Source organism: Pseudoxanthomonas sp. LARHCG66, from assembly GCF_052871755.1.
Genome location: NZ_JBIXJW010000001.1, coordinates 551,174 through 572,917 on the forward strand (window position 1 = coordinate 551,174; position 21,744 = coordinate 572,917).

The 21,744-nt window shown below is 67.5% G+C and carries 20 protein-coding genes; 13 read left to right on the forward strand and 7 right to left on the reverse strand.

Annotated features, from left to right (window positions below):
* The first annotated feature begins 66 nt into the window (after nt 1-66).
* Both ACIPRS_RS02675 and ACIPRS_RS02680 read left to right on the forward strand, forming a co-directional pair.
* Entirely contained in the window at nt 67-1,371 is a 1,305-nt protein-coding gene (locus ACIPRS_RS02675) for a GGDEF domain-containing response regulator (protein ID WP_446537995.1), read from the forward strand.
* A 133-nt stretch (nt 1,372-1,504) separates the two neighbouring features.
* Nucleotides 1,505-1,966 (forward strand): bacteriohemerythrin, encoded by a 462-nt coding sequence (locus ACIPRS_RS02680; RefSeq protein WP_446537418.1) that lies wholly within the window; start codon nt 1,505-1,507, stop codon nt 1,964-1,966.
* A 51-nt stretch (nt 1,967-2,017) separates the two neighbouring features.
* On the opposite strand, the gene ACIPRS_RS02685 is transcribed toward ACIPRS_RS02680, so the two are convergent.
* The 3 genes from ACIPRS_RS02685 to ACIPRS_RS02695 all read right to left on the reverse strand — a co-directional run bounded on the left by ACIPRS_RS02685 (nt 2,018) and on the right by ACIPRS_RS02695 (nt 5,778).
* Complete coding sequence (locus ACIPRS_RS02685) at nt 2,018-3,295, reverse strand: MFS transporter (protein ID WP_446537419.1); 1,278 nt, start codon at nt 3,293-3,295, stop codon at nt 2,018-2,020.
* 279 nt (nt 3,296-3,574) lie between these two features.
* Nucleotides 3,575-5,077 (reverse strand): aldehyde dehydrogenase, encoded by a 1,503-nt coding sequence (locus tag ACIPRS_RS02690; protein WP_446537420.1) that lies wholly within the window; start codon nt 5,075-5,077, stop codon nt 3,575-3,577.
* Nucleotides 5,078-5,229: 152 nt separating this feature from the next.
* Complete coding sequence (locus tag ACIPRS_RS02695; RefSeq protein ID WP_446537421.1) at nt 5,230-5,778, reverse strand: cupin domain-containing protein; 549 nt, start codon at nt 5,776-5,778, stop codon at nt 5,230-5,232.
* Between the two features lie 245 nt (nt 5,779-6,023).
* On the opposite strand from ACIPRS_RS02695, the gene ACIPRS_RS02700 reads away from it, so the two are divergent.
* The 6 genes from ACIPRS_RS02700 (at nt 6,024) to ACIPRS_RS02725 (ending at nt 12,928) form a co-directional block, all read left to right on the forward strand.
* Nucleotides 6,024-7,394 carry an aminotransferase class III-fold pyridoxal phosphate-dependent enzyme gene (locus tag ACIPRS_RS02700; protein ID WP_446537422.1) on the forward strand — a complete coding sequence of 457 codons (1,371 nt, stop codon included), beginning with the start codon at nt 6,024-6,026 and terminating at the stop codon, nt 7,392-7,394.
* Between the two features lie 65 nt (nt 7,395-7,459).
* Complete coding sequence (gene ald / locus ACIPRS_RS02705) at nt 7,460-8,575, forward strand: alanine dehydrogenase (protein WP_192200692.1); 1,116 nt, start codon at nt 7,460-7,462, stop codon at nt 8,573-8,575.
* Nucleotides 8,576-8,803: 228 nt separating this feature from the next.
* Nucleotides 8,804-10,294, forward strand: a complete 1,491-nt coding sequence (locus ACIPRS_RS02710; RefSeq protein ID WP_446537423.1) for a CoA-acylating methylmalonate-semialdehyde dehydrogenase — start codon at nt 8,804-8,806, stop codon at nt 10,292-10,294.
* A 32-nt stretch (nt 10,295-10,326) separates the two neighbouring features.
* Entirely contained in the window at nt 10,327-11,544 is a 1,218-nt protein-coding gene (locus tag ACIPRS_RS02715; protein ID WP_446537424.1) for a serine hydrolase domain-containing protein, read from the forward strand.
* A 126-nt stretch (nt 11,545-11,670) separates the two neighbouring features.
* Nucleotides 11,671-12,039 (forward strand): response regulator, encoded by a 369-nt coding sequence (locus ACIPRS_RS02720; protein WP_192200689.1) that lies wholly within the window; start codon nt 11,671-11,673, stop codon nt 12,037-12,039.
* Nucleotides 12,040-12,082: 43 nt separating this feature from the next.
* Nucleotides 12,083-12,928 carry a chemotaxis protein CheX gene (locus ACIPRS_RS02725; protein ID WP_337730202.1) on the forward strand — a complete coding sequence of 282 codons (846 nt, stop codon included), beginning with the start codon at nt 12,083-12,085 and terminating at the stop codon, nt 12,926-12,928.
* Between the two features lie 6 nt (nt 12,929-12,934).
* Here ACIPRS_RS02725 and rlmKL read toward each other — a convergent pair whose 3' ends face one another.
* The 3 genes from rlmKL to ACIPRS_RS02740 form a co-directional block, all read right to left on the reverse strand.
* On the reverse strand, nt 12,935-15,070 hold the full coding sequence (gene rlmKL, locus ACIPRS_RS02730) for a bifunctional 23S rRNA (guanine(2069)-N(7))-methyltransferase RlmK/23S rRNA (guanine(2445)-N(2))-methyltransferase RlmL (protein ID WP_446537425.1): 2,136 nt from the start codon (nt 15,068-15,070) through the stop codon (nt 12,935-12,937).
* Between the two features lie 156 nt (nt 15,071-15,226).
* Complete coding sequence (locus tag ACIPRS_RS02735) at nt 15,227-15,754, reverse strand: hypothetical protein (protein ID WP_337730204.1); 528 nt, start codon at nt 15,752-15,754, stop codon at nt 15,227-15,229.
* Nucleotides 15,751-16,242, reverse strand: a complete 492-nt coding sequence (locus ACIPRS_RS02740) for an MOSC domain-containing protein (protein WP_446537426.1) — start codon at nt 16,240-16,242, stop codon at nt 15,751-15,753. The genes ACIPRS_RS02735 and ACIPRS_RS02740 overlap by 4 nt, the downstream gene beginning before the upstream one ends.
* A 78-nt stretch (nt 16,243-16,320) precedes the next feature.
* Here ACIPRS_RS02740 and ACIPRS_RS02745 point away from each other — a divergent pair, with 78 nt between their 5' ends.
* The 5 genes from ACIPRS_RS02745 (at nt 16,321) to ACIPRS_RS02765 (ending at nt 20,966) form a co-directional block, all read left to right on the forward strand.
* A complete protein-coding gene (locus ACIPRS_RS02745) occupies nt 16,321-16,902 on the forward strand; it encodes an N-acetylmuramoyl-L-alanine amidase (protein WP_446537427.1) in 582 nt (193 codons plus the stop codon).
* 114 nt (nt 16,903-17,016) lie between these two features.
* On the forward strand, nt 17,017-17,934 hold the full coding sequence (gene tesB, locus ACIPRS_RS02750) for an acyl-CoA thioesterase II (protein ID WP_337730207.1): 918 nt from the start codon (nt 17,017-17,019) through the stop codon (nt 17,932-17,934).
* 10 nt (nt 17,935-17,944) lie between these two features.
* A complete protein-coding gene (locus ACIPRS_RS02755; protein WP_446537428.1) occupies nt 17,945-18,442 on the forward strand; it encodes a putative signal transducing protein in 498 nt (165 codons plus the stop codon).
* A gap of 84 nt (nt 18,443-18,526) precedes the next feature.
* Nucleotides 18,527-19,741: an RNA polymerase sigma factor gene (locus ACIPRS_RS02760; protein WP_337730209.1), complete on the forward strand. Its 1,215-nt coding sequence runs from the start codon at nt 18,527-18,529 to the stop codon at nt 19,739-19,741.
* Between the two features lie 79 nt (nt 19,742-19,820).
* Nucleotides 19,821-20,966, forward strand: coding sequence for an RNA polymerase sigma factor (locus ACIPRS_RS02765; protein ID WP_446537429.1), 1,146 nt, complete (start codon nt 19,821-19,823; stop codon nt 20,964-20,966).
* A gap of 45 nt (nt 20,967-21,011) precedes the next feature.
* Here the strand turns inward: ACIPRS_RS02765 and ACIPRS_RS02770 are convergent, their stop codons facing one another.
* Nucleotides 21,012-21,737 (reverse strand): EF-hand domain-containing protein, encoded by a 726-nt coding sequence (locus tag ACIPRS_RS02770; RefSeq protein WP_446537430.1) that lies wholly within the window; start codon nt 21,735-21,737, stop codon nt 21,012-21,014.
* Nucleotides 21,738-21,744: the final 7 nt, after the last annotated feature.

Below are 21,744 nucleotides of genomic sequence, written 5' to 3' on the forward strand. Positions count from 1 at the left end.
GCGCTCTCAAGTCCGTCACGGCGCGGCCGATAACGGGTACATGGATACCCCGTGGCGCCGATGACGATGCCGACACCCCTGCGTGTTCCAACCGCCCCTGCAAGCAATTCGCCCCTGCCACAACGCATCCTGGTGGTGGAGAACTCGCGCACGCATGCGCGGCTGATCGGCGAGGCCATCGAGCAGAAACTCACTCTCCCGGTGGTCTATGCCTCGACCCTCGGCGAGGCGCGCGCGACGCTGGAGAAGCATCCGGACTGGTTCATGGTGGTCACCAGCCTGGTGCTGGCCGACGGCAGCCACGACGAGGTGGTGGAGTTCTTCCTGTCGCGCCACTTGCCCACGGTGGTGGTGAGCGGCGTCTACGACGACAGCCTGCGCGAACAGGTGCTGCGACGGCAGGTCGTGGACTACGTACTCAAGAACACGCCGGGCAGCATCGATTACCTGGTCTGGCTGGTGCAGCGGCTGGAACGCAATCGCCGCATCGCCGCGCTGATCGTCGACGACTCGCGCTCGGCCCGTCAGCATGCGGCGGCGCTGCTGTCGATGTACGGTTTCCGCGTGGTGGAAGCGGCGGATGGAGAGGCCGGCCTGACGATGCTGGATGCCAACCCGGACATCCGTCTGGCCATCGTCGACCAGGAAATGCCCGGCATGAAGGGGCATGAGTTCACCCGTCGCCTGCGTGCACGGCATGCGCGCGACCACCTGGCGATCATCGGCATTTCGGGCACCAGCGATGGCAGCCTGGTGCCGCGCTTCCTCAAGAGCGGCGCCAACGACTTCCTGCACAAGCCCTTCTCGCGCGAAGAATTCTTCTGCCGCGTCTCGCAGAACATCGACCAGCTGGAACTGATCGGCACGCTGCAGGACCTGGCCACGCGCGACTTCCTCACCGGCCTGCCCAACCGCCGCCACTTCCTGGCCGAATGCCACGCGCTGTTGCCCAATACGTTGGGTCGGCAGCAGTCGGTGACGTCGGCGATCATCGACATCGACCACTTCAAGCACATCAACGACACCTACGGCCACGAAGCCGGCGACGTGGCGCTCAAGGCGGTGGCCCAGACCATTGCCAGACATGCCGGCACGCAAGACCTTATCGCCCGTTTCGGCGGCGAGGAGTTCTGTGCACTGGTGCCCTACCTGGGTGAAAGCGAAGCGGTGGAGTATTTCGAATCGCTGCGCACCGCGATAGAAGCGCTGGAAGTCGACATCGGCAGCCACAAGCTGCGCATGACGGTCAGCATCGGCGTCTTCCGGACGCGTTTCCCGGGCCAGACGCTCAATCACCTGCTCAGCGAAGCTGACCGACGCCTCTACCTGGCAAAGGCGGGTGGGCGGAACCGGGTGGTGTCCAGCGGCTGAGGGGCGTCGCTCCTACAACGGCCAACCTCTGCTGCGACCACCTGTCGCGGCATTGATCCCGATCAATGCCGCGACACAGGCGCACACCTAGATTGCCCCTGCATTCCGGCATCCGCCGGCAGGGGACACGCTCATGACACTGCTGATCTGGCAGGACGACATGGATACGGGCATCGACATCATCGATGGCCAGCACCGCCGCATCGTGGAGATGATCAACCACCTGCACATCACCCAGAAGTCGATGGAACGCTTCGCCGTGGCCGAAGTGATCGATGAACTGGTCGACTACACGCTGTCGCACTTCGCGTTCGAGGAGGAGCTGATGGAGGAAGCGGGCTATCCCTTCAGCGCTGCTCACAAGCGCGTGCATGAAGTGTTCACCAAGCGCGTTTCCGAATACCGCATGCGCTTCGAGGCCGGCGAGGACATCGTGGACGAACTGCGCAGCATGCTGTCGCGCTGGCTGTTCAACCACATCCGCAACGACGACAAGGCCTACGCGGATTCCGTGAAGCGCCATCTCAACCAGTTCGTGAAGGACCACCAGCAGGGCGGTTGGCTGAGCCGCACCGTGAAGCGACTGTTCGGCTAGCGTGCACCGCGCGCGCTCACCCGCATCGCACGACCCCGCACATGGCGCACGCTACCTGCGCCGCGGCATCACCAGCAGCGCCAGCAATGTCAGTACCGCCATCGCGGCCAGATACCCGCCCACCGATGCCAGGCCATAGCGTTCGCCGAGGCGCGTAGCGATGTAGGGCGCGGGCGACGCGCCCAGGATGCCCGCAAGGTTGAATGCCAGCGACGCGCCGGTATAGCGCACCGCCGTGGGAAACATCTCCGCCAGGATCGTCCCGCACGGACCATAGGTCAGCCCCATCGCGCCCAGCCCCAGCGCCAGGAACGCGAGCACGCCGAGGTCACTGCCGGATTCCAGCAGCGGGGCGAAAACGAACCCGAAACCGATGATCAGCAGCGTGGCCACGATCATCGCGTTGCGACGCCCGAAGCGGTCGGCATACAGTGCGGACAGCGGAATCGTCAGCGCGAAGAACAGCACGCCGACCATCTGCAGCAGCAGGAAATGCTCGCGCGAGTAGCCCAGCTTCGACGTGCCCCAGCTCAGCGCGAACACGGTCATCAGATAGAACAGCACGAACGTCGCCACCAGCGCGAACGTTCCGGTCAGCAGCGCAAAGGGATGTTCGCGCACCGTGGTGAGCATCGGCACCTTGACGCGCTCGTCGCGATCCAGCGCCTTCTGGAAATCGGGTGTCTCGGTGATCCGCAGCCGCACCCACAGACCGACGAAGACCAGCGCCGCACTGGCGACGAACGGGATGCGCCAGCCCCATGCCAGGAATTGCGCGTCCGTCATCAGCTGGGTCAGCAGCAGGAAGATGCCGGTGGAGCAGAGGAAGCCGATCGGCGCACCGAGTTGCGGGAACATGCCGTACCACGCCCGCTTGCCCGGGGGCGCGTTCTCCGTCGCCAGCAACACGGCGCCACCCCACTCGCCGCCCAGGCCGATGCCCTGCCCCAGACGGCACAACGCCAGCAGTACCGGCGCCATGATGCCGACCTGCGCGTAGGTCGGCAGCAGGCCGATGACCACGGTCGAGATGCCCATCGTCAGCAGCGCCGCTACCAGCGTCGCCTTGCGCCCCACGCGGTCGCCGAAGTGGCCGAACAACGCCGAGCCGACCGGCCGCGCGATGAATGCCAGTGCGAAGGTGGCGAACGATTGAAGCGTGGCCGTCGTGGGATCGCTCTGCGGGAAGAACAGGTGCGGAAACACCAGCACCGCCGCCGTGGCGTAGATGTAGAAATCGAAGAACTCGATGGTGGTGCCGATGAGGCTGGCGAACAGCACACGGCCGGGCGAGTTGGTGGGCGCGGAAGCGGCGGCGCTGGCGGTCATGGAGTAGCCGATCGGTGGGTCGGGGCGATTTTGGCAGAACCACAAGCCGAGGTGCTTGCTGGGACTTCCCTCTCCCCGCCTGCGGGGAGAGGGTGCCGAAGGCGGGTGAGGGGCGAACGGAGATGCGAGAGCTGCGCGCCCGACTGATTGCCGCGCCCGCCCCTCATCCGCCCTCCGGGCACCTTCTCCCCGCTTGCGGGGAGAAGGAACAGCATGTCTTCCGCCTCGCGGGGAGAAAGAACAGCGTGGCCCCCGCTTGCCGGGAGAAGGAGCACCTCGTCAGCTCCCCAGATTGATCCACGTCGCCTTGATCTCCGTGTACTTGTCGAAGGCGTGCAACGACTTGTCGCGCCCGTTGCCGGACTGCTTGTAGCCCCCGAACGGCGCGGTCATGTCGCCGCCGTCCCAGTAGTTCACCCACACGCTGCCCGCGCGCAACTTGCGTGCCACGCGATGCGCGCGGCTGATGTCGCGCGTCCACACGCCCGCCGCCAGCCCGTACTCGCTGTCGTTGGCCATGCGCAGTGCTTCCTCTTCGCTGTCGAAGGCGATCACCGACAGCACCGGCCCGAAGATCTCCTCGCGGCTGATGGTGTGCTCGTGCGCCACATCGTCGAACACGGTTGGCTCGATATAGCACCCACCACTCACCACGTCGGCGCGCTGGCCACCCAGCGCCAACTTCGCGCCCTCGGCCTTGCCCTTCTCGATGTAGTCGAGCACGCGCTGCGTCTGGCCTTCGTCCACCATCGCGCCCATCGGCGCGCCGGGATCCAGCGGATGGCGGGGTCGCATCGCCTTGCCGGCCTCGACTACGCGCGCGACGAACTCATCCTTGATCGACCGCTCCACCAGCAGGCGCGAGGCTGCGGTGCAGACTTCGCCCTGGTTGTAGAAGATGCCGCCCGCCGCGGCCTTCGCGGCTACGTCCAGATCGTGCGCATCGGCGAAGACGAGGTTGGGACTCTTGCCGCCGCACTCCATGTACGCGCGCTTCATGTTCGACAGGCCTGCACACTGCAACAGGCGCTTGCCGACCGCGGTGGAGCCGGTGAACACCAGTCCGTCCACGTCCATGTGCAGCGCCAGCGGCTCCCCCGCGGTCTTGCCGAAACCGGGCACCACATTGAGCACCCCCGCCGGGATGCCGGCCTCGATCGCGAGTTCGGCCAGGCGGATCGCGGTCAGCGGTGACTTCTCCGACGGCTTCAGCACGATGGAGTTGCCCATCGCCAGCGCCGGGGCAAGCTTCCACGACGCCATCAGCAGCGGGAAATTCCACGGCACGATCGCGCCGATGACACCCAACGGTTCGCGCGTCACCAGGCCCAGCTCGTCCTGGCCGGTGGCGGCGACTTCGCCATACACCTTGTCCAGCGCTTCGGCGGTCCATCCCATGCAACGGATGGTGGCGGCGATATCGACGCTGCGCGCGTCGCTGACCGGCTTGCCCATGTCGAGCGATTCCAGCAGCGCCAGCTCGTCCGCATGCTGTTCGATCAGCTGGGTGAGCTTGAGCAGCACTTTCTTGCGATGCGTCGGCCGTGCGTTGGACCACGCGCCTGCATCGAAGCTGCGTCGCGCGGCGGCGACGGCGCGGTTGATGTCCTCTTCCTGCCCATCGGCGACCCGGCCCAGCACGCGCCCGTCGATCGGGCTGACGCAGTCGAAGGTCTTGCCCGAGGCGGCATCGACGTACTTGCCGTCGATGAAGGCCTGCGTGCGGATCGACAGCGTGCCGGCCATCGCTTGCCAGTCCTGTTGCGTGCGGGGGTTGCTCATGGAAGCTCCTGGCTGTGTTCCCTTCTCCCACCGGGAGAAGGTGGCGCGAAGCGCCGGATGAGGGTGGGGCGGAGTCCGTGATGCCGGAGTGCAATGGCTTCGCCGGACCCTCACCCCAACCCCTCTCCCGACGGGAGAGGGGCTCGAATCATCTAGAACGTCGCCGGTGTATTGGCGCTGACAATCACGGCATCGGTGTCGCCGACATTGCGGAAACGGTGCGGCGTGCGGCTTTCGAAGTAATAGCCCTCTCCGGCCTTCAGCACGCGCACCTGGTCGCCGACGGTGACCTCGACTTCGCCTGCGATCACCACCCCGCCCTCCTCGCCGTCGTGCGCCAGCATGCTGTCGCCGGTATCGCTGCCCGGCGGCATCACTTCGCGCAGGATGCACATCTGGCGCTGCGGGCGGTGCTGGCCGACGAGGAAGTAATGGATGCCGTTGCTGCCCACGTCCGGCAATTCGTCGGCCACATAGAACGGGCTGTCGGGCAGCCCCTTTTCCAGGTCGAGCGTGAAGAAGTCGGCCAGCGAAATGGGGATGCCGTCCAGCACCTTCTTCAACGAGCTCACCGACGGGCTGACCTTGTTCTGCTCGATCAGCGAAATGGTGCTGTTGGTGACGCCCACGCGCTTGGCCAGCTCGCGCTGGCTGAGGCTTTTGGATTTGCGGACCAGTTGCAGGCGTGCGCCGATGTCCATCACCACCCTTGCAGGAAAGCGGAAAGTGTTGCGGGATACTTTACACCCCTGGGCAACCCTGCTGGAAAGCCCCGGACCGGCGTTTTGCAGGAGGGGCTTTAGCCCCGAGGCTTCTGGCGTGAAAGCGTCGGGGCCAAAGCCCCTCCTACAACAGCGATGCGCTCAGGGGGACCCACGGCACATCGGTTGTAAAGTTTTTTCAACGCGCTAAGCTGCCCGCATCCGTCCCGTCCCCTGGAGCCGCGATGAGCGCCGACGACACCTCCTCCGCCCTGGCCGACCACTACGCCCGCCAGAATCTGGAGGCACCCGCCTCGCTCGACCACTTCTGGATGCCGTTCACGGCCAACAGGCAGTTCAAGGCGAAGCCCCGGCTGCTCGCCAGCGCGTCCGGCATGTACTACCGCGATGTCGACGGCAACGAGGTGCTGGATGCCACCGCCGGCCTGTGGTGCTGCAACGCCGGCCATGCGCGGCCCCGCATCGTCGAAGCGGTAAGGCAGCAAATCGGCACGCTCGACTTCGCGCCCAATTTTTCGATGAGTTCGCCGCTGCCGTTCAGGCTGGCGGAACGACTGGCCGCGCTTGCGCCGGGCGACCTCAACAAGGTGTTCTTCAGCAACTCCGGCTCGGAAGCCGTGGACAGCGCGCTGAAGATCGCCCTGGCCTACCACCGGGTACGCGGCGAAGGCCAACGCACGCGTTTCATCGGTCGCGAGAAGGGCTACCACGGTGTCGGCTTCGGCGGCACGTCCGTGGGTGGCCTGCCGAACAACCGCAAGTGGTTCGGCCCAGGACTTCCCGCCGTTTCGCACATACGCCACACGCTTGACGTGTCGCGCAATGCGTTCTCGAAAGGCCTGCCGCCGCATGGCATCGAACTGGCCGAAGACCTTGAGCGGCAGATCGCGCTGTACGACGCCTCCACCATCGCCGCCGTCATCGTCGAGCCGATCTCCGGTTCCGCCGGCGTGGTGATCCCGCCGCAGGGCTACCTGCAGCGGCTGCGCGAGATCTGCGACAGGCACGGCATCCTGCTGATCTTCGACGAAGTGATCACCGGCTTCGGCCGCGTGGGGCATGCCTTCGGCGCGCAGCGCTTCGGCGTCACGCCGGACATGATTACCGCCGCCAAGGGCATCACCAACGGCTGCGTGCCGATGGGCGCCACCTTCGTGTCGGACCGCATGTTCGACGCGTTCATGAGCGGGCCGGACAGCGCCATCGACATGTTCCATGGCTACACCTACTCCGGCCATCCGCTGGCCTGCGCCGCTGCGCTGGCCACGCTCGATACGTACGAGGAAGAAAACCTCTTCGACAAGGCGCTGGAACTCGGCGACTACTGGCAGGATGCGCTGCATTCGCTCAAGGGCTTGCCCAACGTCGTGGACATCCGCAACTACGGTCTTGTCGGCGCGATCGAGCTGGCGCCACGCACCGGTGCACCAGGCGCGCGGGCCTACGATGTGTTCAGTCGTGCCTTCCACGAGGGCCACCTGCTGATCCGGGTGACCGGCGACGTCATCGCCCTGTCGCCGCCCCTGATCGTGGAAAAGCACCACATCGACCGGATCGTGAATGTCCTGGCGGACACCATACGGGCAACCGCGTAAAATTACGGACCAATGGCACCAGCGCTCCCCACGCGCGAAGCCCCTTCCCGCTACTGGAGAGCAACATGCTGATTGGCGTCCCCAAGGAAATAAAGAACCACGAATACCGCATCGGCCTTACCCCGGCCGGCGCGCGCGAACTCGTCTCCAATGGCCACCAGGTCCTCGTGCAGCGCGACGGCGGCAAGGCCATCGGCCTGACCGACGAGCAGTACGTCAAGGCCGGCGCGCAGATCGTCGATACCGCCGAAGAGATCTTTGCCCGCGCCGACATGATCATCAAGGTCAAGGAGCCGCAGCCGAACGAGTGCGCCATGCTGCGCCCGGGCCAGGTGCTGTACACCTACCTTCACCTCGCACCCGATCCGGAGCAGACCAAGGCGCTGGTCGCCTCCGGCGCCACCTGCATCGCCTATGAAACCGTTACCGACCGCAAGGGTGGCCTGCCGCTGCTCGCGCCGATGTCGGAAGTCGCCGGCCGCATGTCGATCCAGGCCGGCGCGCACGCGCTGGAGAAGGCGCAGGGCGGTTCCGGCGTGCTGCTCGGCGGCGTGCCGGGCGTGAAGCCGGCCGAAGTGCTGGTGATCGGCGGCGGCGTGGTCGGCATCAACGCCGCACGCATGGCGATGGGCATGAACGCGCACGTCACCATCCTGGACCGCTCGCTTGATCGCCTGAAGTACCTGGACGAGTTGTATGGCCACCAGCTGACCACGATCTACTCAACCCGCGACGCCATCGAAGAGCGCCTGCCGGACACCGACCTGGTGATCGGCGCCGTGCTGATCCCCGGCGCGGCCGCGCCCAAGCTCGTCTCGCGCGACCAGCTGAAGCTGATGCGTCCGGGCTCGGTGCTGGTGGACGTGGCGATCGACCAGGGCGGCTGCTTCGAAACCTCGAAGGCCACCACCCACCAGAACCCGACCTACGAAGTGGACGGCATCATCCACTACTGCGTGGCCAACATGCCCGGCGGCGTCGCCCGCACGTCCACGTTCGCCCTGACCAATGCCACCCTGCCCTTCGCCGTGCAGCTGGCCAACAAGGGCGCGAAGCAGGCCATGCTGGACGACGAGCACCTGCTCAACGGCCTGAACGTGCACGCTGGCAAGATCACCTACAAGGCCGTGGCCGACGATCTCGGTTACGCGTACGTGCCGGCGCGGGAAGCGCTGGCCTGATCCTGCTGTTCCCTTCTCCCCGCCTGCGGGGAGAAGGTGCCGAAGGCAGATGAGGGGCGCGCCGGAGCCATCACCGCCTCGGCGATGACGACCCTATCGAGCGACTGGAAAAAGGAGCACTCGAAACACCGCGCCACGATTGAAGACAAGGGCTCCGTCGCCCCTCACCCGCCCTCCGGGCACCCTCTCCCCGCATGCGGGGAGAGGGACTCCACCAGGTAGTCGGCCATGACCGAAGCGTTGCATCACTTCTTCAACGGACAGCGGATGGAGGGCACCAGCGGCCGCTTCGGCGACGTATTCGACCCCGCGACCGGCGCCGTCACCGCCCGCGTGCCCTTGGCCTCGGCCGATGACGTGGAGCAGGCCGTGGACGCCGCATCCGCCGCCTTCCCCGCATGGGCCGCCACCACGCCGCTGAATCGCGCACGCGTGATGTTCCGCTTCAAGGAACTGCTGGAAACGCACGCCGGCGACCTGGCGAAGATCATCACCTCCGAACACGGCAAGGTGCTGTCAGACGCACGCGGCGAAGTGACGCGCGGGCTGGAAGTGGTGGAGTTTGCCTGTGGCATTCCGCACCTGCTCAAGGGCGAGCACTCGATGAATGTCGGCCGCGATGTCGATTCGTGGAGCGAGTACGCGCCGCTGGGCGTGGTCGCCGGCATCACGCCCTTCAATTTTCCCGCGATGGTGCCGCTGTGGATGTTCCCGGTGGCGCTGGCCTGCGGCAACACCTTCGTGCTGAAGCCGTCCGAACGCGATCCATCCGCCGCGCTGTTCATGGCCCACCTGCTGAAGCGCGCCGGGCTGCCCGATGGCGTGTTCAATGTCGTGCACGGCGACAAGGTGGCGGTGGACGCACTGCTCGACGGACCTCGCGTGCAGGCGTTGAGCTTCGTGGGCTCCACGCCGATCGCCGAGTACATCTATGCGCGCGGCAGCGCCAACGGCAAGCGCGTGCAGGCGCTGGGCGGGGCGAAGAACCACATGGTGGTGCTGCCCGATGCCGACCTCGACGGCGCGGTATCCGCGCTGCTCGGCGCCGGCTACGGCTCGGCCGGCGAGCGCTGCATGGCCATCTCGGTCGCTGTCTGCGTCGGCGATGCCACGGCGGATGCGCTGGTGGCGAAACTCGCGCCCAAGGTCGCCGCGCTGAAGATCGGACCCGGCTGCCTCGATCCCGAAATGGGCCCGCTGGTCACCGGCGCGCACCGCGACAAGGTGCGCGACTACGTCGATGCAGGCGTAGCCGAGGGTGCGGAACTCGTCGTCGACGGCCGCGGGCACGTGGTCGACGGCCACGCCGACGGCTTCTTCCTTGGCGGCTGCCTGTTCGACCGCGTGACGCCCGACATGACGATCTATCGCGAGGAGATCTTCGGCCCCGTCCTGTGCGTCATGCGCGTGCCCGACCTCGATGCCGCGCTGCAGCTGGTCAACGAACACGAGTACGGCAACGGCACCGCCATCTTCACCCGCGACGGTGGCGCGGCGCGCGAATTCGCGCACCGCGTGCAGGCCGGCATGGTCGGCATCAACGTGCCGATCCCGGTGCCGATGGCCTTCCACAGCTTCGGCGGCTGGAAGCGTTCGATCTTCGGCCCGTTGCACGTGCATGGCCCGGACGGCGTGCGCTTCTACACGCGCCTGAAGACCGTCACCGCCCGCTGGCCGGAAACACACGCCGCCGAATTCGTGATGCCGACGATGAAGTAAAGTCGGGGCCGGCCCCCGCACGGTACTGGTCCATGTCGCTACGCCGCCTCATCCTGTCACTGTCCTGCCTTGGTGCCGCCATGGCTGCCTCGGCGGCAGAACCCGTCGCATGGGTACGTGTCGCCTTCGATCGCGATGGCACCATCGCGACCCGCGTCGAAGGCAAGGCCGATCTCGCCACCGGCCGCAACGTCACCGCCGACGATCCCGTGCGCGTCGCCTCGATCTCCAAGCTGGTCACCGCGATCGGCGTGATGCGCCTGGTGGAGGCCGGCACGCTGGACCTGGATGCCGACGTATCCACCTATCTCGGCTGGCCGCTGCGCCATCCGCGCTTTCCCGCAACGAAGATCACCCTGCGCCTGCTGCTGTCCCATCAGTCCAGCCTCACCGATGCCGCCGGTTACTACGCCACGCCGCTGGGCGAACCACTGAAGACGATCCTCGACGATCCGAAGGCGTGGGACGACGCGCATGCGCCGGGCACGCACTTCCGCTACACCAACCTCAATTTCCCGCTGGTGGCGATGGCCATGGAGAATGCCACCGGCGAACGCTTCGACTTGCTGATGCGGCGACTGCTGATCGATCCGCTGCGGCTCGATGCCTGCTTCAACTGGGAAAGCTGCGACAGCGTGACAGCCGCGCGCGCCGTCGTGCTGTACCGCGATGGCCAACCGGTGCGCGATGACAACCGTGCCGGCAAACCGGCCTGCGCCGTGGTGGTCGGGGACGGGGCGGCCTGCGACCTTGCGCGCTGGAAGCCCGGCGAGAACGGCGCCCTGTTCTCCCCGCAGGGCGGCCTGCGTATCTCCGCGAACGGCCTGGCGAAAATCGGCCGCCTGCTGCTCAATCGCGGCGAGGTGGACGGCGTGCGACTGCTGCAACCGGCCAGCGTCGCCGCACTCCTGGGACCTCAATGGACGTTCGACGGCCGCAACGGCGTGACCCACGAGGAGGACACCGGCAGCGGCCAGGCGAACGCCTTCTTCTGCCGCTACGGACTGGCCGTGCAGACGCTGGCCACTCCGGTGGCGGGCTGCGGCGACGATCCCTTCGGTGATGGCATCGCACGGGCCGGCCACGCCGGCGACGCGTACGGACTGCGCTCGGGCCTGTGGGTGGACCTGCACGCGGGTACCGGCGTGGCCTATTTCGCCACCGACACCGGAAGCTCCCCTGCCGGCGCGCGCTCGGCATTCAGCGGCATCGAGGAAGCGCTCGCGACAGGGGATCTTCCGCAGCCCTGACACTGCGGAGCATCGCCTCCACGCCTGCGCTCAAGATCTCCCCGGACAGGCCGATAGTGCCTACATGTCGCCCCGCGTCGGTCAATGCCGCGGGGCCCTAACGATCCAACAGGGGGATCCATCACCATGACGTCACGTCCGACCGTCCTGCTTTGCGACGACTCGCGCGCACTGCGCATGCTGGCTGCGCGCCAACTTGCCGATTGCGGTTTTGAAGTGGTCGGCGAAGCCGGCAACGGCCACGAGGCCGTCAACCAGTACCAGGCCTTGCACCCCGACCTGGTGCTGATGGACCTGGTGATGCCCGAATGCGACGGCAAGCAGGCACTCAGCCGCATCCTCGCGCAGGATCCGGCCGCGCGCGTGGTGATCCTCAGCTCGCTCGGCGCACAGAGCGACATCGAGGAATGCCTGAAGCTGGGCGCGCGGTCGTACCTGCAGAAACCCATCGATCCCGAAGTGATGGATCGCGTGCTGCACGAAGCGGTCGCCTGACCGCCGCGCACGCCCTTCCTTCACCTCCGCACGAGACGACACCATGGCAGCGAAATTCCTGGGCCAGTTCCTGCTGGAACGCGGCACCATCACCTCCGCACAACTCCTCGCCGCGCTCGATGCGCAGCGTGCGTCCAATCCCCTGCTCGGCGAGCTGGCCGTCCACCATCGCATGCTGGATGCCGCGCAGGCCCGCCGCATCAACGAGCGCCAGCGTGCCGAAGACCGGCGCTTCGGCGACATCGCCCTGGAAATGGGCCTGCTGGATGCCGGGCAACTCGATGTACTGCTGACCGCCCAGAAGAAAGGCCGCAAGCTGTTCGGCCAGATCCTGGTCGAGCAGGGCGCGGTGAGCGCCGAACTGCTCGACGCCGAACTGGTCGCCCATCGCCGCGACCTCGACGAAGCCAACCATGCGCTGGCGCTGGGCATTGCCGGCCACACGCTGGCCGACATGGCCACCAGCACCATCCGGGTCTGCAACCGCCTGTTCCCGCGCCTGGCCGGCAGCCAGTGCCAGGCATCGGGCATCGCGGACGATGCCGTGCTGGACGCCTGCGACGTCACCGCGCACGTACGCATCGACGCCGGTTCGGAATCCCTGCTGGTCGGCGTGGGCTGCAGTCGCGCCACCGCCCGGGCCATGGCCTGCTCGCTGCTGTCGATCACGCCCGAGGAATGCGACGAAGAACTCGCCATCGATGCGCTGGGCGAACTGGTCAATGTGCTGATGGGCTACGTGGTGCGCGACACGCTCGCAGAAGACGCCAGCTACCGCGCGCACCCCCCGAGCACGGCACTCTCCGCCGCCGATCTGGCCTCCAGCCGAAGCACGCTGGCCCTGTCGATGGCATCCCAGCGCGGCGACTTCGTCCTCATCGTCGGTTGAAGCGGCTTACGCCCGCGTCAGCCGCCACGCGCGGTGGATGCGGGCGTTGCGCTCGAAATCCGGCGGAATGGTTTTCGCGCTGATGTCCTCGCAGCGCGCGAACTCGGCTACCGCATCCTCGTCCAGCTTGAAGCGGCGGAAGTTGTTGCTGAAGTACAGCACGCCGCCCGGCGCCAGGCGGGCGACCGCCGCGCGCAGCAGGCGCACCTGCTCCTTCTGCACGTCGAAGTCGTCGGCACGGGCGGAATTGGAGAATGTCGGCGGGTCGCAGAAGACCAGGTCGTACTCGCCCTGCTCCGCTTCCAGCCAACGCATGGCATCCGCCTGCACCAGACGATGCTTTGAACCGCCAAGGCCGTTCTCGGCCAGGTTGTCAGCGCACCACTGCAGGTAGGTCGCGGAAAGGTCGACGCTGGTCGTGGTCGCCGCGCCTGCCACCGCCGCCTGCACGCTGGCCACGCCGGTGTAGCAGAACAGGTTGAGGAAGCGCTTGCCGCGCGCTTCCTGCGCCATGCGCCAACGCAGCGGGCGGTGGTCGAGGAACAGGCCCGTGTCCAGGTAATCGAACAGGTTCACCCGCAGCAGCGCACCCGATTCGCGCACCACGACGAATTCGTCCCGCTGCTGCATGCGGCCGTACTTCGCGCCGCCCTTGCCGCGTTCGCGCGACTTCACCGCGATCTGCTCCTGCGGCACGCCGAACACCTCGCGCGTGGCCGCCAGCAGCTCACTGAAACGGCGACGTACGTCGTGCTCGGGAATGGTGGCGGGCGCGGCGTATTCCTGCACGTGCAGGAAAGTCCGCGCCTCCCCGCCTTCCTCCGCATACACGTCGATGGCGGCGGCGTACTCGGGCAGGTCGGCGTCGTAGGCGCGGTAGCACGTGACGCCGTCGCGCGCGCGCCAGCTCTTGAACTTCTTCAGGTTCTTGCGCAGGCGGTTGGCCACCATCTGCGCGCCGTCCGACAGCGGACGCGCCTCGCGCGGTTCGCGTGCGGGCACCGCGACCGGGTCGCAGACGATCAGGGCGCACTCGATGGCCCCGTTGAACAACTGGTACTTCTTGCCGGCGCGCAAGCCGGTGGCATACCCCAGCTCCGCATTGCCGCACAGCAGGCTGGCCCGCCATTGCGGCACCGCGCGCTGCAACGCATCCCCCAGCGCGCGATACAGCGCGGCGTCGGCCGCCAGGCGTTCGTCGTAGGGCGGATTGCAGACCACCAGGCCGCGTGGTTCTTCGCGCACGGGCAATTGCGCCACGTCGCATGCCTCGAACTGCAACTGGCCGGCCAGGCCTGCGAGCACCGCGTTGTCCCGAGCGGCGCGGATCGATCCCAGGTCGACATCGCTGCCGAAGAAGGCCGGCCTGAGGGCCTTGCGGCCCTCGGATTCGCGCTGCACCGCGTCGGCGAACAGGGCACGCCACGCCTCCGCATCGAAGCCCAGCCAGCGCGATGGCAACAGGCTGCCGTGCCGCTGCAGGCCGGGTGCGACGTCGGCCGCCATCAGCGCGCCTTCGATCAGCAGCGTGCCGCTGCCGCACATCGGGTCCAGCAACGCGCCCCCTTCGTGGTACAGCGCCGGCCAGCCGCCACGCATCAGCACGGCGGCCGCGAGGTTTTCCTTCAACGGCGCTTCGTTCTGTGCCTGCCGCCAACCCCGACGATGCATCGGCCCGCCACCCAGATCGATGGAGATCGTCGCGCGCCCCTTGCGCAGCGACAGATTGATGCGCACGTCGGGCTGTTCCACGTCCACCGAGGGCCGCTCCAGCCCCTGCTGGCGCAGGCGGTCGACCACCGCATCCTTGACGCGCTGCGCGGCGTAGCGCGCATGGGTGATGGCTTCGCCGGAGACGTGGGCATCGACCGCCAGCGTCAGCTCCGGCCGCGTGTGCTGCTCCCATGCAATCGCCATCACGCCGTCATACAGCGCCTGCTCGTCGAGGCACTCGAACTCGGCGATCGGCCACAGCACGCGGCTGGCCAGGCGCGACCACAGCACGGCGCGCTGGGCATCCAGCGGTTCGCCATCGGCATTCACGCCCGCAACGGTGGCGGTGGCCTTGGGCACGCCGAGCGCAAGCAGCTCGTCGGCGAGCAGGTATTCCAGGCCTTTGGCGCAGGAGACGAAGAACTTCAAGGGAAACCTCGGATATTGAGCGTCGTCATCCCCGCGAAAGCGGGGAACCATGTCGATGTTGCGTCCGACCTTGGCAGTGACAGCGCGAAGCAAGATGGATGACCCGCCGTTCGGCGGTTGGAAGCCCGGCATGCGCCGGAATGACGGCAGGGAAAATCAAAGACCGGCGAGCAACTGCCCGAATGCTTCCGCCGACGCAGCCACATGGTCCGACAACCGGTGCCCGTCGTTCACCAGCAGCAGGCGGGCGCGGCGCGCGTGCGCCCAGTCGACCACGGCCTGCGCGGGAATCAGTTCGTCATCCCACCCGTGGATGACGGAAACCGGCACCGCTGCGGCATCGAGTTCCGGTAGCGGACCCATGCTGATCGGCGGCGCCATCAGGAACAGGCCGCGCACCGGCACTTCGCGCGAGATGCGGCCGGCGATGTAGGCGCCGAGGCTGGAGCCGGCCAGCACCACGGGGCCGCGCGCGGCCGCCGCCTGTGCCAGGCCTCGCAGGCGATCCAGCCGCGCGACCACATCGCCCAGCGAGCTGACATCACGCCGCGCGTCCAGGTCCGTGTAGTCGGGACGTTCGTGGCTCCAACCCAGGCGTTCGGCGACATCCGCCAGCGCGGTGACCTTGGTGGCGTCGGGACCGCTCTCGAAGCCGTGCGACAGGATGCAGTGGCCGCGCATCACAGCGCTTCCACCGCGTCGCCGACGCGGAACGTGCCGCCCTCGACGATGCGCGCACACAGCCCGCCATGGCCGCGCATCGCGTTGTAGCCGCCAGGGCCCAGCGCATCTTCCATGCGCGAACACGGATCGCACTCCTCGGTGCCCTCGAACACCGCGTCGCCGATGCGGAAACGTCGCTCTTTCAGGGCGATCAGCGGAATGCCGGAGACGACCACGTTCCGCCGCAGCAGCGCGGGCGCCAGGTCCGGACGCTGCGCGAGCGCTGCGATCACCGGCAGGTGCTCGGCCTGGATCAGGGTGATGCCGCGCTTGCCGCTGCCGCCCTTGTAGCGGTCCCCGACCAGGCCAACGCCGGTGACGGCTTCGACGATCCCGGTGGCGACCATGACCTCATCGCGGGCCGGTCGCAGGCCGATCCACTCCACCTTGCCGGCACGCGGCAGGGTGGCCATGAGCTTGGCCAGCGGGGATTCGGGGTTGAGCGGCATGAGGAACCGGCTTGGCGGGGACGGCGGCCAGTTTACCGGACCGGGCTACGGGCCGCCCCCGCCTGCTAGCATCGACGCATGAGCATCGAACGCCCCACTTTCGCCTGCATCGTCGATCCGCTGCCCTACGAGGAGAAGCTGGAAGCGCGCCCGCTGGCGCAGATCGACCTGGTGGTGGTCCACTGCACCGAACTGCCCGACCTGGCGATGGCCCGCGAGTACGGCGAACGCATCCTGCATGCCTCCGGCACCGGCAACAGCGGCCACTACTACATCGACCGGGACGGCAGCGTGCACGTCTACGTGCGGTCGGACCGCGTCGCCCACCATGTGCGCGGCTACAACCCGCGCTCGGTCGGCATCGAACTGGTCAATACCGGACGCTATCCCGACTGGCTCGCCGTCGGCAGCCAGAAGATGGAAGAGCCCTACACCGACGCGCAGATCGACGCCCTGAAAGCGCTGCTGGAGCATCTTCGGCAGGAACTGCCCGCGCTGCGCTACATCGCCGGGCACGAGGAACTGGACACCGCGCGCGAACCCGCCAGCGACGACCCGGACGTCAGCGTGCCGCGCAAGATGGATCCCGGCCCGCTGTTCCCCTGGGATGCCGTGCTGCGCGCCACCCCGCTGGAGCGCCTGGTGCCCCACGCAGTGTAGGAGGGGCTTCAGCCCCGACGCTTTCGTCTGCACCCGGCGACAAGGCATCGGGGCTGAAGCCCCTCCTACAGGGTGATCGCTATAATTCGCCGGTCTTTGCCATAGGCGCCGCCCTTGTCCCCCGCTCCCGAACCCGTCGTCTCCGAACTGATCGAACTGCTGTCGCTGGAGCGGCTGGAAGACAACCTGTTCCGCGGCCAGAGTCGCGACATCGGCACCAAGTATGTCTTTGGCGGCCAGGTACTGGGCCAGGCGCTGTCGGCCGCACAGGCCACCGTGGATGGCAGCAGCGGCGAGCGCCGCGCGCATTCCCTGCATGCCTACTTCCTGCGTGCCGGCAACATCGAAGCCCCGATCGTCTACGAAGTGGACCGCACGCGCGATGGCGGCAGCTTCTCGGTGCGCCGGGTGACCGCCATCCAGCATGGCCGGGTGATCTTCTTCTGCGCCGCGTCGTTCCAGGCCGGGGAAGACGGCGCGGAACATCAATTGTCGATGCCGGAAGTCCCGCAGCCGGAAGACATCGCCAATGCCCCACCCGTGCCCGCGGACGTGATGGCCACCTTGCCGCCGAAGGTCCAGCGCTGGATGTCGCGGCGCGGGCCGTTCGAGTTCCGCCACGTCTATCCGCGCGATGAACTGAACCCGCCCAAGCGCCCGCCGTTCCAGCAGGTCTGGTTCCGCCTGAGCGAACCCGTGGGCGATTCGCCCGAACTGCATCGCGCGCTGCTCGCCTATGCCTCCGACTTCCAGTTGCTGGGCACGGCCACCTATCCGCACGGCATCAGCTACTACCAGCCCAACGTGCAGATGGCGTCGCTGGATCATGCACTGTGGTTCCATCGCCCGTTCCGCGCGGACGATTGGCTGCTGTATTCCATCGACAGTCCCAGTGCGAGCAGTTCGCGCGGCCTGGCGCGGGGACAGATCTTCGACCGCCAGGGCCGGCTGGTCGCCAGCACCGCGCAGGAAGGCCTGATCCGCGTGGTGCCGGACGCGGAAGCGGCGTCGGCCGTGCCGGCGAAGGACTGAGGGCGCACGCATGCGGCAAGTGTTCTCCAGCCAGCGGATCGAGACCGTCGAAGGCGTGGCCAAGATGCTGACCGAGGCGGGCATTCCCGTCTTCATCAGCAACGGCCGCTCCTACCAGAGCAAGCGCGGCGGACAATTCAGCTATACCGAACCGGTGAAGGCGCAGCTGCAGCCCGCGCTGTGGGTACGCCATGCCGAAGACCAGCCACGCGCCCGCGCCCTGCTGCGCGAAGCCGGCCTGCTGGAGACCACGCGTCCGGGCCAGGGGCCCACGCTGACGTTCCGCACCGACCAGGAAGCCGACGCCGCGCCGCGGCGGTCGTGGGCCTGGCGCATCCGCCTGGTCCTGCTGGCGTTGATCGCCCTCGCTGCGGCCGTGATGTGGATGCGGCGCCCCGCGCCTGCGCCCGTGCCGGTACCGCAGCCGAGGGAAACGCCCGCCCCCGCACCGGCCGATGCAGCGCCGGAAGAAGACCGCATCCGCATCCAGCCCGCCACCGGCGGCTGAGCCCGGCACCTGCAGTGCCGGTTCCGGTCACATCCGTCGCACCGGTCCGTCAGGGTCATCAGCCCCTCCGATGACCCTGACCCGATGACTGCCCTTGCCCTCGACCTGATGCTGCAGACCGAACTGCCCGCTGCCGCGCGCGGCAGCCACGAAGCCTACGGCCGCATCGTCAACGCCTGCCAGAACACCGTCACCGCGATTGCCCTGGCGATCACCCGCGACGTGCAGGCCAGCGAAGACATCGCGCAGGAGGCCTTCCTCAAGGCCTGGCAGCAGCTCGACAAGCTCAAGAACACCGCCAGTTTCCTGCCCTGGCTGCGCCAGATCACCCGCAACCTGGCTCGCGACTGGCTGCGTGCGCAGCACGGCCGCCCGTTGTCCGGCGAAGCGGCCGAGATCGCCATCGGCATGGCCGCCGATCCTGACCCTTCGCCGTCGGAGCGCCTGTTGCAGACAGAGGAGGAAATCGCTGCCACCGAGATCATTTCCGCACTGCCGGAGGACAGTCGCGAAACCCTGCTGCTGTTCTATCGCGAAGGCCAGAGTTCGCAGCAGGTAGCCGAGCTGCTGGGCCTCAGCGATGCCGCCGTGCGCAAGCGCCTGTCGCGCGCCCGCGCCTGCGTACGCGAAGAATTGCTGAAGCGCTTCAGCGACTTCGCGCGCACCACGGCGCCCGGTGCAGCCTTCACCATGATCGTGTTGGGTGGCCTGGTCGGCGCAGTGCCAGCGGCAAGCGCAGCGACAGTCATCGGCTCCGGCGTACTCGGCACCGGACTGGTGGGCAAGCTGGGCACGGGCGGCCTGACCACCGGCGGCATCACCGGCGGCGTGGCCGGCGGCTCGCTGGGCGTGATCTTCGAACAGATCACCCAGCACCCGGCCGCCCTCGGCGGTGTCCTGGGCGGCGTGATCGGTGGCCTGGTCGGCTATGCCTTCACCTGGTGGTATCTCGCGCGCTTCTGCCAGACCGCGCAGGAACGCCAGCAGGTACGCCGCTTCATGGCCCTCAATGCGACCTCCGGCTCGGTGTGGCTGTTCTGCCTCATGCTGGCGACGGTCATCGCGACCGGCTGGGTGGCGATCGGCCTGGTCACGCTGGCGGGCCTGTGCGTGATCAACTACCAGTACCTGGTCACCCTGCCCCGGATCATGGATCCGATCCTCGCCCATCCGGCCAACACGCAACGGCGGCGCGGCTACGACTACGTGATCGGCAGGAAGGCCGTGGCGTTGACCAGCGTGCTCGCTATCGGCGCCATCCTGTATGCGCTGATCGACAGCGGGCGACTGCCCCTGTAGTTCCCCGGCCCTCGCGCACCGGTCACACTCTGCTTCGCCGGTCGTCGTGCCTGCATGACCATGAAGAAGCGGAGACACGATGGACGCCCTGGCGATCGAACTTTCCCTGCGTGAGACATTGCCGGCGGCCGCGCGCGGCGACCATGCGGCGTACGGCCGCGTGGTGGCGATGTGCCAGAACGCCATCACCGGCATTGCGCTGGCGATCACGCGCGATGTACAGGCCAGCGAGGACATCGCGCAGGAAGCGTTCCTGAAAGGGTGGCGGCAGCTGGCCACGCTGAAGAACCCGGACAGCTTCCTGCCCTGGCTGCGCGAGATCACCCGCAACCTGGCGCGCGACCACCTGCGCGCGCAGCGACGGCGTCCGATGACGGGCGGTACGGCGGAACTGGCATTGACGCTCGCCGCCGACACCGAGCCCACGCCGGCCGAGATGCTGTTGCAGACCGAACAGGAACAGGCCGCGCGCGAGGTCATCGCGGCCTTGCCGGAAGACAGTCGCGAAGTGCTGCTGCTCTACTATCGCGAAGGCCAGCGCTCGCACCAGGTCGCCAGTTTGCTGGGCATCACCGACGCCGCCGTGCGCAAGCGCCTGTCGCGTGCGCGCCAGTACGTGCGCGAAGACCTGATGACGCGCTTCGCCGAGTTCGCGCACACGTCGGCGCCGTCGGCGGCGTTCGCCAGCGGAGTGTTGGGCATGCTGGCCGTTGCTGCACCGCCCACTGCGGGGGCCGCTGTACTCGGCACTGGCGGTGCGGTTGCAGGCAAGGGATTGCTGAAGCTGCTGGGTGGATCGGCAGGCGTCGCGGCGCTGGGAACATTCATCGGCATCAGTGCGGTGTGGTTCGGCATCCGCAAGCCACTGAAGGATCCTCTGGATGCGCAGGAACGACGCGACCTGGTCCGCTACGGCGTGTTCTGCACCCTGCTGATCGCGGGCTTCGTCGCGGGCATCATCTCCCTGGCACAGGTGCGCGGGTGGGTACCGCACCTGGGGGTAACCCTGGTCTACATCGGCGGCATCTGCTGGGCCAGCGGGCATTGGCTGCCGCGCATCCTGAAGCGCCGCCAGGACCGGGACCTGCAACGCGACCCGGAAGGCATGCGCCGGCAGGTGCAGCGCCAGCGCTTCTGGCGGATGTGGGGTCTCGTGCTGGCTGTTGGCCTGGCGCTGACCGGACTGTTCACGGGGCTGATCATGTCGGGCCGCCTCTCTTTCTGACGCCCGGTACGCACGCACCCGGAAACCCGGGTGCGTGCGTGGTACTCAGCGTCGGGAAGGCTTGCCGGCGGCCAGTTCTTCCCGGGACAGGGCACCATCCTTGTTGGCGTCCAGCGCGTCGAAACGGCTGGCCAGACGAGTGTTGTCCTTCACTTCTTCACGCGACAGGCTCCCATCCCTGTCCTTGTCCGCAGCGGCGAAGCGCTCATCCATGCGGGCCTGCATGCGCTGCTGGAACTCGGTGCGACGCTGCACGTCCGCCTGGTCGATCTCCGCACGGGTCAGCTTGCCGTCCTTGTCGGCATCGGCCTTGGCGAACCACTCGTCGCGGCGTTGCTTGCCACGCGCTTCACGATCGGCGCGGTCGATCACGCCATCCCTGTTCGCATCCATCGTGTCGAAGCGCTCGGCGAAACGTGGCTGCGCCGCGGCTTCGGCACGGCTGACCTTCCCGTCGCCATCGGTATCCAGCTTCCTGAAGCCATCGCCGTGACGCGATCCGCCATGGCGACCATGTCCGCGCATTCCCTTGTGCTGCGGACGTTCGTCGGCAGTCAGCTTGCCATCGCCGTTCTTGTCCAGATCGGCGAAACGCTCGGCCAGGCGCGGATGCGCCGCCGCTTCGGCCTTGTCGATGGCGCCATCGGCATTCTTGTCCAGGCTCGCGCGCGCCGGCTTCTGCGCGTCGCCGGCCTGTGTGGCGGCCAGCGCGGAGCCGGCGCCAAGGGCGGCCAGCACGGCCACGAAAAGCAGGGTCTTGCGGTTCATCATGTTCTCC